We start from the raw sequence: 12,601 nt of genomic DNA on the forward strand, positions 1-12,601 counted from the left end.
CAAACAACATAACGATCACGATTAGCCCGCATATGCGGAATAAAAGTCAATTTTATAGGACCATTATGAAGAATTGGAGAACGCTTATTCTGGGACTGATGTTCGCAAGCTCTGCAAGTTTAGCTGCGCCACAGCAAATGGATAAAGTGGCTGCGGTTGTCAACAACGGAGTTGTACTTGAAAGCGACGTCCAGAATATGATCAATACAGTGAAGTTGAATGCACGTAATGCAAATCAACAAGTTCCTGATGATCAAACCCTGCGCCAGCAAATCATCGACCGTTTGGTTATGGATAACATCATGTTGCAGATGGCTAACCAAATGCAGATTAATATCCCTGAAGAAGCTGTGAATGCGACTATCGCGGATATTGCTCGCCAAAACAATTTAACCTTACCGCAGATGGAAAAACGCCTGACTGCGGATGGTATCAATATGGGCAAATACCGCAGCGAAATCCGTAAGGAAATGCTGTTAGCGGAAGTGCGTAATAACGAAGTTCGCCGCCGTATCACCATTTTGCCTCAGGAAGTTGATGCATTAGCTGAGCAAATGGATTCTCAAATGAATGCTCAGAAAGGCGTAAATTTAAGCCACATTCTGATCCCACTGCCAGAGAACCCAACGCCAGAACAGTTATCAAAAGCAGAATCGTTAGTTGATAAAATCTTAACTGACCTGAAAAAAGGCTCTGATTTCGGTAAATTAGCGATTGCTTACTCTGCTGACCCTCAAGCACTGAAAGGTGGAAACATGGGTTGGTCACGTTTGCAAGAGCTGCCAGTGGTCTTTTCTGACCAACTGAAAAACTCGAAGAAAGGCGATATCGTTGGTCCAATTCGTTCTGGTGTAGGCTTCCATATTTTACGTGTCAATGACGTTACTGGTGATACTCACCAGCCAATATCCGTCACCGAAGTGAAAGCGCGTCATATCTTACTGAAATCATCACCAATTATGGATGATGCAACAGCAAGACAAAAACTGACTCAACTGGCTCAAGAGATCCGTAACGGCAGAATTTCATTTGAAGAAGCGGCTAAAGAAAACTCCGAAGATCCAGGTAGTGCATTAAAAGGTGGGGAATTAGGTTGGAATATGCCTGATGTTTACGACCCTGCATTCCGTGATGCACTGATGAAACTGAAAAAAGGTGAAATCAGCCAACCTGTACCTTCAAGTTTCGGCTGGCACTTAATTCAGTTAGAAGATACTCGCAGCGTTGATAAAACTGATGCCGCGAAGAAAGATCAAGCGTACCGTTTACTGTTCAATCGTAAGTTTAACGAAGAAGCGCAGACTTGGATGCAAGAACAACGCGCTGCGGCTTATGTGAATATCGTTGATGGTCGCCAAAGCCAATCTAATGATGAACAAGCAAAATAAGCCAATCGTCATCACCCCCGGTGAACCTGCCGGGGTAGGCCCAGATCTTCTGATCCAACTCGCTCAGCAGGCATGGCCTGTCGAGCTTGTGGCTTGCGCAGACCCAGACCTGCTTATTCAACGCGCTAAAACTCTCAATTTACCGCTAACATTACGCGAATATGATGCAAAACAGCCACAGACTTCCGTCGCAGGGCAGTTATCGATTGTTCCCGTTTCACTGAGTGTACTGGCAGAAGCTGGAAAACTCGATGTTCGTAATGGTGAATATGTTACTGAAACTTTAGCCCGCGCTTGTGATGGCTGTTTGAATGGTGAATTTTCTGCCATCGTAACGGGGCCTGTTCACAAAGGCATTATCAATGACGCTGGTATTCCATTTAGTGGACATACCGAATTTTTCGCAGATAGAAGCCACTGTGACCGCGTTGTGATGATGCTTGCAACACAAGAATTACGTGTCGCTTTAGCGACCACGCACCTGCCGCTAAAAGATGTCTCCGAGGCAATTACCCAACAAAGCTTGCATGAAGTGATCACCATTTTGCATCATGACCTGCAAACCAAGTTTGGTATTGAAAACCCGCACATTTATGTTTGTGGGCTTAACCCTCATGCCGGAGAAAGCGGACATATGGGAATGGAAGAGATTGAAACCATCATTCCAGCCCTAGAAACCTTGCGTAAACAAGGTATTACCTTAATCGGTCCTTTACCCGCAGACACGCTTTTCCAACCGAAGTATTTAACCGATGCAGACGCCGTATTAGCGATGTATCACGATCAGGGGCTACCTGTGTTAAAATACCAAGGTTTCGGCAGAGCGGTAAATATTACCCTTGGTCTGCCATTTATCCGTACTTCCGTCGATCACGGCACAGCGCTTGAATTAGCAGGTACGGGTCAAGCCGATGCGGGCAGTTTCATCACCGCATTGAAATTAGCTATCCAAATGACACAAAAGAATTCATGAATAATCGAGTCCATCAGGGGCACCTTGCCCGCAAACGTTTCGGGCAGAACTTTTTAACTGACCAATTTATTATCGACAGTATTGTAGATGCAATGCACCCACAACCAGGACAAGCCATTGTAGAAATTGGTCCGGGTCTTGGTGCATTAACTGAACCTGTTGGCAGCCGCATGGATAAAATGACGGTTGTCGAACTTGACCGCGACCTTGCTGCTCGTCTGCATGTCCATCCACAGCTGAAAGACAAGCTAACCATCATCCAGCAAGATGCGATGACTGTCGATTTTGGTGAACTGGCGAAACAAGCTGGACAGCCAATACGCGTATTTGGTAATTTGCCTTATAACATCTCAACACCGTTGATGTTCCACCTGTTTACATTCACCAACCAAATTTCCGACATGAATTTCATGTTGCAAAAAGAAGTGGTTAATCGATTAGTAGCAGGTCCTGGAAGCAAAGCTTTCGGTCGTTTAAGCGTAATGGCGCAATATTACTGCAATGTTGTTCCTGTGCTTGAAGTTCCGCCTACTGCCTTTGCGCCACCACCAAAAGTGGACTCTGCGGTAGTAAGATTGATCCCTCACAAGGAAAATCCATACCCAGTGAAGGATATTAAAGTATTGAGCCGTATTACAACCCAAGCATTTAACCAACGTCGTAAAACTATCCGCAATAGTCTTGGGGATTTATTCAGCGTTGAGCAGTTAACCGAACTGGGTATCGACCCGGGAACGCGCGCTGAGAATATCTCCGTTGAGCACTATTGTAAGATGGCAAACTATCTGTGTAATTTATCGGAATAGAGAATCTGAGGAGGCACTATGCTGAATGATCCCAATGTGAGCATCCAAGTTCAAAGTGTCTACATAGAAAGCCAATCCCAGCCCGACATTGCCCGTTTTGTCTTTGCGTATACTATTTGTATCCGCAATTTAGGGCGAATTCCTATACAGTTAATGAGCCGTTACTGGCTCATTACCAATAGTGATGGCCGTAAAACTGAAGTGCAAGGTGAAGGCGTGGTGGGTGAACAACCCGTTATCCTACCGGGCAAAGAATATCGCTATACCAGCGGTGCTATCTTAGAAACACCAATGGGTACGATGGAAGGCTATTACGTTATGCTGAGCGATCAAGGAAATCATTTTCATGTTGATATTCCTGCATTTCGCCTCGCTATCCCAACACTGATTAATTAATTATGTCCACATACATTGTAGGTGATATACACGGTTGTTATCGTGAGCTGCGGGAACTTCTCGATAGCGTGAATTTCGATCCACAGCAAGATACATTGTGGCTAACGGGTGACCTTGTTGCTCGTGGACCCGAGTCATTGCAAGTCTTACGCTATGTGAAAAGTTTAGGCTCATCAGCACGATTAGTGTTAGGCAACCATGACCTACATTTAATTGGTATCTACTGCAAAATCAGTCGCAATAAGCCTAAAGACCATCTTGATGAGCTACTTAATGCGCCCGATATCGATGAACTCATCAATTGGTTACGCCGTCAGCCACTTTTACAAGTCGATGAAGAGCAAAAAATGGTCATGACCCACGCTGGCATTACGCCACAGTGGGATCTCGAAACCGCAAAAATGTGCGCTCGCGAAGTGGAAGCCGTGCTTTCAAGCGATGCATATCCGCTATTTATTGACTCTATGTATGGCGACATGCCAAACAATTGGTCTGAAAGTTTGATGGGATTGGCGCGTTTACGCTACAGCACCAATGCCCTCACCCGCCTGCGTTATTGTTTTCCAAATGGGCAACTGGACATGATCTGTAAAGAGAGCCCAGCTAAAGCTCCTGCTCCACTGAAGCCGTGGTTTTCTCTACCAAGTCAATTCCCTGAAGATTACGCCATTTTCTTTGGTCATTGGGCATCATTGGAAGGTAAGTTTACACCGGAACATGTGTATGCGATGGATACTGGCTGTTGCTGGGGAGGGGATTTAACGCTACTTCACTGGGAAACTAAAACATTCCATAGACAGAAATCTCACCAGAAACGTCGCAAAGAGTGAGTGTTTACTCTAGATACCAAATGATAGATAGCAAAATGGCACCTAACAGTGCCATTTTTGTTGACTAGAGCAGCGACGGTTAAACGCGACGAGTCAGAACTTCAATGCAGAAACCGTGGCTATTCGCTTCGTCTGCCTCATGATATTCAGTGAAAATAGAGTCCCATTCATCAGGCTCGTAAGCAGGGAAATGTGTATCCCCAATCACTTCAGCATCCACGTGAGTCAAATAGAGTTTATTCGCCATTGGAAGGAATTGTTGATAAACCTTACCACCACCAATCACCATAATCTCATCAGCACCTTCAACTGCCTTCGCGGCTTCTAATGCTTCTTCAACTGATTTAACCCAGATAACACCAGTTTCTGTGCCTGCTTGGCTACTTAAAACAATATTGACACGCTGCGGTAAAGGACGACCTAGGGCTTCATAAGTCACGCGTCCCATAATCACAGGTTTATTCAATGTTTGACGCTTAAACCACGCCAAATCACCTGGTAAATTCCAAGGCATCGCATTTTCCATGCCGATAACCTGATCGAACGCCATTGCTGCGATTAAGCTAATATTCATCTAACCACCTTAGAAACGAAATATAAAAATTGTGCACACTATACGGAAACAGACATACTTCGTCGACTAAATTTAATCTTCCTTAAATACCACTCAATCCCTTATACTCGAACGACTCAAGTCAATGCACTAAACGATGTTTACAACGCTTTTAGTCCCTTATTACTCAGTTTAGTTCAACCTAAAATAAAGAGATTACATTATGTATCAGACCAGTATCATGGTCGCGACGATTGCCGCCCTTGGCATGATCTCACCAGGTCCAGATTTCTTTTTAATTATCAAGAATGCAGCGCGTTACCAACGTTCCGCAGCCATGATGACCGCCTTCGGTATTATCGTTGCTATTGCACTTCATATGTCTTATTGCGTGGCAGGGCTCGCCGTGTTGATTACCACCACGCCATGGTTATTTAATATTCTTAAATATGCTGGCGCGGCGTATTTAATCTGGATTGGGATTAAAAGCCTGATGCCGCAAAAGGCTCAGAGTGTTGATTTAATGAGCAATCAACATGAGCATGTCACATTCAAAAAAGCGTTCATGCAAGGTTTCTTATGTAACGTCTTAAATCCTAAGGCAACTTTATTCTTCTTAGCGATTTTTACTCAAATGCTTAGTGTGGATTCGACATTCTCAGAAAAGCTCTGGTTCGCCTTTATTATTTGGGGTCTTGCTGTGATTTACTGGCCAATTTTGGTGTGCTTAATTCAAAGTGCCCCCGTTAGAAAAGGGCTAGCGAAAGTACAAAAATATGTGGATAAAGTCCTTGGCGTGGTGCTAGTAGCATTCGGTATACGCGTAGCATTAAGCTAATCTTTAACGTAAAAAAGCCCGCTAATTGCGGGCTTTTTCTAATGTTTCAATTAGTTACTACCATCTTCAGGTGTAATAACCAGTTGTCCTACTGAGCCTAAATCTGCTTTTTCAAGGTTTTGGCTATAAAACAGGAATGGGAAATGGTTGTAAGACGGCTGCAGCATCTGCACAAGTAGTTCACAGCGCCCATCAATCCAAACCGTATCTTTCCATCCAAAGTTATCTGGCTGAGCTGGCTGCCCATTACAGTTGATCACTTTAAAGCGAACACCTTCAATGTGGAAAGATTGAGGCTGTTGACTGCTGACATTCCAACGCTCCCAACTGCCTTGGCGAGAAGTAATATCCACACGCCCCGTATCCAATTTTACGCCATTGATGCCTACTGGATCATTTAGTTGGATATCACGGTTAGTAATCGAGGAGGTAATCTGTGTCGTATCCAAAACTAATTGTTTTGGAACATCATCCGTCACCAATGACATTAATCCCGTCGCTTTGATGGTTAGCACATTGGTGGAAATTAAATTATTCGACGGTTCAAATAGCCCTTTTACGCGATCCATCAACGAGGCAGATTCCCCTGCTGTAATCGTCAGTTCAGCCGTTTTTGCCATATCAATCAGCACTTCACGACGTTCTCCCGGTGCAAGTGAAAGTTCTTGTACGCTGGCAGGCACCGTTAGCAATCCTTGGTCTGATGCTATCATCACGAAAGGACGGCCATCGCTGATTTTCATCACATAGCGTCTGGAATTAGACGCGTTTAATAATCTTAAACGTACCCAACCACGAGAAACTTCAATGTAGGGATCTTGCACACCGTTAACCACTAATGTATCCCCGAGGAATCCATTCTCATCAGTGTGATATTCAGGAACGCCAAAGTTATCCAAACGTTTGTCTTGAATAATAATCGGGAAATCATCTACGCCGTAATGTTTTGGTAAACGTAACTCTTTTGTGGAATCATCATCAATAATCCACATTCCCAGTAAACCATTGTAGATTTGCTGTCCCATTTTACCTTGGGTATTCGCGTGATACCAAAGCGTTGCCGCATTTTGGCGAATAGGGATCACCGGTGACCAATCTGCATTTGGCGAAATTTGTCTCGCTGCACCACCAATTTGCGTGCCGGGGATCTGCAACCCGCTAATCGTCATTGAAACGGCATCCGGTAATCTATTGCTATAGATTAATTTGAGGTCATCTCCGTTTTTTACGCGAATAGTGGGTCCAGGATAAGAACCATTAATCCCTAAAACTTCCGCTGAATATTTACCATCGAAAGACCAATGGATTTTTTGTAATGTTAAAAAGAGTGGCTGTCCCGAACGGGATTCTAGCAAGGGTGGAACAGGGAGTGCGGTCGTTCCTTCTGCACTCGCATAAGTTGATACCTGCAATAAGCACACAGCCAACCCGCTAATCAGCAATGATCGGCAACGACTGAATAACATAGATTCTCCGCTAAATAAAAAACCAGCAAATTATTTTAATAAATCATTATAAATTAGTGATTTATACGAGTATTTTTAGGTATGTGCTGGTGATACCACTATTTGGAATTCAATAATTTATCTTGCGACAAATTTGCGAGCCATCATATCGCGAAAGGGCATAGAATTCTAAAAATATATGTATCAATAATTAAAATATAATAAATTTGAGTGGTAATAATTACGAGTGGGATTATATGACGGAGAAAATAGTGGAGCAAAAGTCTCGCAGTGAAAATAACATCGCCAGAATAACATAGTGGGAAGTTCTGAATGACCTCCCCACTATCGATATCAATTAACTTAGTAAAATCATAGAACTTAGTAAAAGTATGGAGATTAGCGTTTATTCAGCTCTTCAACTTCTTTATCTAACTCTTTAATTTTAGCTTCCATCAAGTCATGACAATATTCCGACAGCTCACGAACCTGATCTTTAGAGTATTTCGAGGTATCTATCGGATCCAACATTTCAATAATCACATGACCATTATTCCAACGGTTCAAGCTAATTTTGTTTTGTGTAGTAGACACACAAACAGGCACAATTGGCACACCAGCAGCAATCGCAGCATGGAATGCGCCCGTTTTAAATGGCAGTAAACCACGACCACGGCTACGAGTTCCTTCAGGGAACATCCAGACTGAAATCTTACGAGATTTAATCTGCTCGGCAACTTGGGAAATAGTGTTATGGGCTTTCGAACGGTTACCACGGTCAATCAAAATATTTCCCGTGATCCAATACAAGAAGCCAAAGAATGGGATCAAAACAAGGCTTTTTTTACCCACAGTAACGGTTCTTGGTTGAACACCATTCGACATAGTGACCATGTCATAGTTATTTTGGTGGTTACCGATATAAATACTTGGACCGTAATCCTTTGCCTTAGCCGGAACACGGTCAATCATTTTAATACCGAACACATGGGACAAACGCCCAAACATACGACCAAACGTCATCACATGTCTTGGATTTCGTGGGCTAAATAGGCAGTAGATACTGCCACCTACACACACACAAATCGTAAATATGATCACAATGATAGCTCTAATTAGCGCTAGCATAATATTCCTTAACTTATGAAAAGGGCTTTAACCAAGCCCTTGAATTATTGTTATTTTTACTCTGTATCCACAGAATCAACATCAATACGTTCAATGTTATGTAAACCACGCGGTAACGATGTACCTTTACGTCCACGCTCTGCACGGTATTTCTGTAAGTCTTCTGATTTAAATTTCAGTTTACGCTTACCAAAATAGAGTGTGATCGAGGCTCGAGGTGGGATCACCATTAACCAAACCAGTAGGTCTTCACCACTTGCGGCTTGCGCCCCTGTGATATTAATGATTTTATTCCCCTTCCCTTTGGATAATTGCGGAAGGTCAGATACAGGGAATAATAACATGCGACCGGCTTTCGTGATGGCTAATAACAAATCTTCTTTTTCGTTATTTAGCTCAATCGGCGCCATTACTTTTGCATTTTCAGGCAACGACATCAACGCCTTACCGGTTTTATTCTTCGTCACCAAATCATTAAAGGTGCAAATAAAACCATAACCCGCATCAGACGCCATTAAGTATTTCTGCTCTTCCGGCGCCATCAGCACATGCTCAATCGTCGCGCCCGGTGGAAGTGTTAATTTCCCTGTTAACGGCTCACCTTGGCTACGTGCAGAAGGTAATTCCAGCGGATCGACAGAATAGCTACGTCCAGTGGTATCAAGGAATACCGCCGCTTGATTAGACTTACCACGGGCGGCGCCTTTGAAGCTATCCCCCGCTTTGTAGCTCAGATTACTTGGCTCGATATCATGCCCTTTCGCACTACGCACCCAGCCCATGTCAGACAAGACGACAGTAATCGGCTCCGAAGGCAGAATTTCATGCTCGCTAAGCGCTTTGGCTTCTTCGCGCTCTTGCAGCGGCGAACGACGATCATCACCATAAGCTTTAGCATCTGCCTGAATCTCTTTCTTAATCAAGGTATTCAAACGAGCTTCTGAGCCTAAAATAGCTTGTAACTCATCGCGCTCTTTGGCTAATTCATCCTGTTCACCGCGAATTTTCATCTCTTCAAGTTTCGCTAAGTGACGTAGTTTTAATTCTAAAATCGCTTCGGCTTGGGTATCGCTAATATTAAAGCGCGACATTAAGACGGCTTTTGGCTCATCTTCATTACGAATGATTTCAATGACTTCATCGATATTCAAATAAGCGATGAGTAAACCATCCAAAATATGTAGGCGTCTTAATACTTTTTCTAAACGGTGGTTTAAGCGATTGCGTACTGTTTGACGACGATACGTGATCCACTCGGTAAGGATCTCAACCAATCCTTTCACTGCCGGACGGTTATCTAAGCCAATCATGTTTAAGTTAACACGGTAGCTTCTTTCAAGATCTGTCGTTGCAAACAAGTGGGTCATCACTTGATCAAGATCCACGCGGTTGCTGCGCGGAACGATCACTAAACGCGTTGGGTTTTCATGATCTGATTCATCACGTAGATCTTCGACCATTGGCAGCTTTTTCGCGCGCATCTGGTTTGCAATCTGCTCAAGGATTTTAGCGCCGGAAACTTGATGAGGCAGCGCTGTGATTACCGCATTACCATCTTCTTTCTCCCATACCGCACGCATACGCACTGAGCCACGACCGTTTTGGTAAACCTTACGGATATCTTCCGGTGAAGAGATAATTTCAGCTTCCGTTGGGTAATCAGGCCCCGGAATAAACTGCATAATCTCATCAAGATTTAACTTTGGTTTTTCCAGTAGTGCCACCAGCGCACTTGCCACTTCGCGGGCATTGTGTGGTGGAATATCGGTCGCCATACCCACGGCAATCCCCGTGGTACCATTTAATAAAATATTTGGCAGACGGGCAGGCAACATTTTCGGCTCATTTAATGTACCGTCAAAGTTAGGTACCCAATCAACGGTGCCGTGACCTAATTCGCTGAGCAGAACTTCTGCATATTTTGATAAGCGAGACTCGGTATAACGCATCGCAGCGAAGGATTTCGGATCATCTGGAGCCCCCCAGTTTCCTTGACCGTCAACCAAAGGATAACGGTAGGAGAATGGCTGCGCCATCAACACCATCGCTTCATAACAGGCGCTATCACCATGCGGATGATATTTACCTAATACGTCACCGACGGTTCTGGCTGATTTCTTATATTTTGCCGTGTTGCTCAGCCCCAATTCGGACATGGCATACACAATTCGGCGCTGAACAGGTTTAAGTCCATCGCCGATAAATGGCAACGCTCTATCCATGATGACGTACATCGAGTAGTTCAGATAGGCGTTTTCAGTAAAGGCATGAAGCGGTAAACGCTCCACACCGTCATGAGTAATTTCACTCATTCAATACGTTCCTTACTCTTATTCATCCGATTATGATCAGACCTCAATTTCTGCCGTATCGCCTTTTTCTTGCAGCCAGTTACGACGATCTTCCGAGCGTTTTTTAGCCAGAAGCATGTCCATCTTCGACATAGTTTCTGTGTAATTATCATCATCGATAGTTAACTGAACGAGGCGGCGAGTATTTGGATCTAACGTCGTTTCACGCAATTGTGGCGGGTTCATTTCACCCAGTCCTTTAAAGCGCTGGACGTTTGGTTTGCCTTTTTTACGGCTTAATCTTTCCAATACCGCATTTTTTTCACTTTCGTCTAATGCGTAGTAAGTCTCTTTGCCTAAATCGATACGATACAGTGGCGGCATTGCCATATAGACATGCCCCTCTTTGACCAATTTAGGGAAATGGCGCACAAACAAGGCGCACAACAATGTGGCAATGTGCAGTCCATCGGAGTCCGCATCCGCGAGGATACAGACTTTCCCATATCGTAGCTGAGAAATATCTTCGCTATCAGGATCCATACCAATCGCGACAGAAATATCGTGAACTTCTTGGGAGGCTAAAACCTCATCTGAAGAAACTTCCCACGTATTGAGGATCTTACCGCGCAGCGGCATGATGGCTTGATATTCACGATCACGAGCTTGTTTCGCCGATCCACCTGCCGAGTCCCCTTCCACTAAGAACAGTTCTGTCATGGAGAGATCTTGAGAGCTACAATCCGCTAATTTACCCGGCAATGCTGGGCCACTCGTGAGTTTCTTACGCACCACTTTTTTCGCCGCACGCAGGCGACGCTGGGCGCTAGAAATCGCCATTTCAGCCAATTGCTCAGCAACTTGAACATTCTGGTTTAGCCATAAGCTAAAGGCATCTTTCACCACACCAGAAACAAACGCTGCACATTGACGGGAAGAAAGGCGCTCTTTCGTCTGTCCTGCAAATTGCGGATCTTGCATTTTCACAGATAAAACATAGGCGCAGCGATCCCAAATATCATCCGCAGATAGCTTCACTCCACGCGGCAAAATATTACGAAATTCACAGAATTCACGCATCGCATCGAGTAAGCCTTGGCGTAACCCATTAACGTGAGTACCGCCCTGCGCTGTTGGGATCAAGTTAACGTAGCTTTCCGTCAGTAGCTCACCACCTTCGGGTAACCATAATAGCGCCCATTGAGCGGCTTCAACTTCAGCAGAGAATTCACCTGTAAATGGCTTGGCAGGCAGCGCTTCAAAGCCATCCACCGATTCCATTAAGTAATCGGTTAACCCATCGCTATAGCACCAGCTTTGCTCAGTTTCATTGAGCAGATCCTTAAACGTAATTTGTACGCCAGGGCATAAAACGGCTTTTGCTTTTAAGTTATGAGTTAAACGCGAAACGGAGAAACGCGGGCTATCAAAATAGCTTTCATCAGGCCAGAAATGGACACTGGTTCCAGTGTTGCGTTTGCCACAAGTACCAATGACTTGTAAATCTTCGACTTTTTCGCCATTTTCAAACGCAATTTGATAAACTTGGCCATCACGGCGCACGGTGACTTCAATACGCTTTGATAACGCATTGACCACGGAGATACCAACACCGTGCAAACCACCCGAAAATTGATAGTTTTTATTGGAGAATTTTCCCCCAGCATGCAGTTGTCCTAAAATCAGTTCAACCGCGGAGACTTTCATTTCTGGGTGGATATCAACAGGCATACCACGCCCATCATCAATCACTTCGAGGGATTGATCGGGGTATAAAATCACTTGGATGTGTCCGGCATGTCCAGCTAAGGCTTCATCGACACTGTTATCAATTACTTCTTGAGCCAAATGGTTCGGTCGGCTGGTGTCGGTATACATGCCAGGACGACGGCGAACAGGCTCCAAACCACTGAGAACTTCAATGTCCTCTGCGTTATAACTAGATTGAGTCAT

General features: G+C 44.3%; 11 protein-coding genes. 6 read left to right on the forward strand and 5 right to left on the reverse strand.

Translation table 11 applies throughout. The annotated features are described in order from the left end of the window. The first annotated feature begins 65 nt into the window (after window positions 1-65). The 5 genes from surA to apaH are packed head-to-tail and all read left to right on the forward strand — an operon-like array spanning window position 66 to window position 4,393. Complete coding sequence (surA, locus tag M5X66_RS14325; protein ID WP_036956295.1) at window positions 66-1,388, forward strand: peptidylprolyl isomerase SurA; 1,323 nt, start codon at window positions 66-68, stop codon at window positions 1,386-1,388. Then, complete coding sequence (pdxA, locus tag M5X66_RS14330) at window positions 1,369-2,361, forward strand: 4-hydroxythreonine-4-phosphate dehydrogenase PdxA (RefSeq protein ID WP_036956416.1); 993 nt, start codon at window positions 1,369-1,371, stop codon at window positions 2,359-2,361. The genes surA and pdxA overlap by 20 nt, the downstream gene beginning before the upstream one ends. Continuing rightward, entirely contained in the window at window positions 2,358-3,167 is an 810-nt protein-coding gene (rsmA, locus tag M5X66_RS14335; RefSeq protein ID WP_036956293.1) for a 16S rRNA (adenine(1518)-N(6)/adenine(1519)-N(6))-dimethyltransferase RsmA, read from the forward strand. The genes pdxA and rsmA overlap by 4 nt, the downstream gene beginning before the upstream one ends. Window positions 3,168-3,185: 18 nt before the next feature. Beyond that, window positions 3,186-3,563, forward strand: a complete 378-nt coding sequence (gene apaG / locus M5X66_RS14340; RefSeq protein ID WP_036956291.1) for a Co2+/Mg2+ efflux protein ApaG — start codon at window positions 3,186-3,188, stop codon at window positions 3,561-3,563. Window positions 3,564-3,565: 2 nt separating this feature from the next. Beyond that, on the forward strand, window positions 3,566-4,393 hold the full coding sequence (gene apaH, locus M5X66_RS14345) for a bis(5'-nucleosyl)-tetraphosphatase (symmetrical) ApaH (RefSeq protein WP_036956289.1): 828 nt from the start codon (window positions 3,566-3,568) through the stop codon (window positions 4,391-4,393). Between the two features lie 79 nt (window positions 4,394-4,472). Here apaH and folA read toward each other — a convergent pair whose 3' ends face one another. Beyond that, window positions 4,473-4,967: a type 3 dihydrofolate reductase gene (folA, locus tag M5X66_RS14350; protein ID WP_036956287.1), complete on the reverse strand. Its 495-nt coding sequence runs from the start codon at window positions 4,965-4,967 to the stop codon at window positions 4,473-4,475. Between the two features lie 202 nt (window positions 4,968-5,169). Here folA and M5X66_RS14355 point away from each other — a divergent pair, with 202 nt between their 5' ends. Beyond that, a complete protein-coding gene (locus M5X66_RS14355) occupies window positions 5,170-5,784 on the forward strand; it encodes a LysE family translocator (RefSeq protein ID WP_270103675.1) in 615 nt (204 codons plus the stop codon). Window positions 5,785-5,834: 50 nt separating this feature from the next. Here M5X66_RS14355 and ftsP read toward each other — a convergent pair whose 3' ends face one another. The 4 genes from ftsP to parE form a co-directional block, all read right to left on the reverse strand. Then, entirely contained in the window at window positions 5,835-7,250 is a 1,416-nt protein-coding gene (gene ftsP / locus M5X66_RS14360) for a cell division protein FtsP (protein ID WP_036956282.1), read from the reverse strand. 378 nt (window positions 7,251-7,628) lie between these two features. After that, complete coding sequence (locus tag M5X66_RS14365) at window positions 7,629-8,357, reverse strand: 1-acylglycerol-3-phosphate O-acyltransferase (protein WP_036956280.1); 729 nt, start codon at window positions 8,355-8,357, stop codon at window positions 7,629-7,631. A gap of 56 nt (window positions 8,358-8,413) precedes the next feature. Further along, window positions 8,414-10,669, reverse strand: coding sequence for a DNA topoisomerase IV subunit A (parC, locus tag M5X66_RS14370; protein WP_036956278.1), 2,256 nt, complete (start codon window positions 10,667-10,669; stop codon window positions 8,414-8,416). 36 nt (window positions 10,670-10,705) lie between these two features. Continuing rightward, complete coding sequence (gene parE, locus M5X66_RS14375; protein ID WP_036956276.1) at window positions 10,706-12,601, reverse strand: DNA topoisomerase IV subunit B; 1,896 nt, start codon at window positions 12,599-12,601, stop codon at window positions 10,706-10,708.

Origin of the sequence: Providencia sp. PROV188, assembly GCF_027595165.1 — a bacterium.
Lineage (GTDB): Bacteria > Pseudomonadota > Gammaproteobacteria > Enterobacterales > Enterobacteriaceae > Providencia > Providencia lanzhouensis.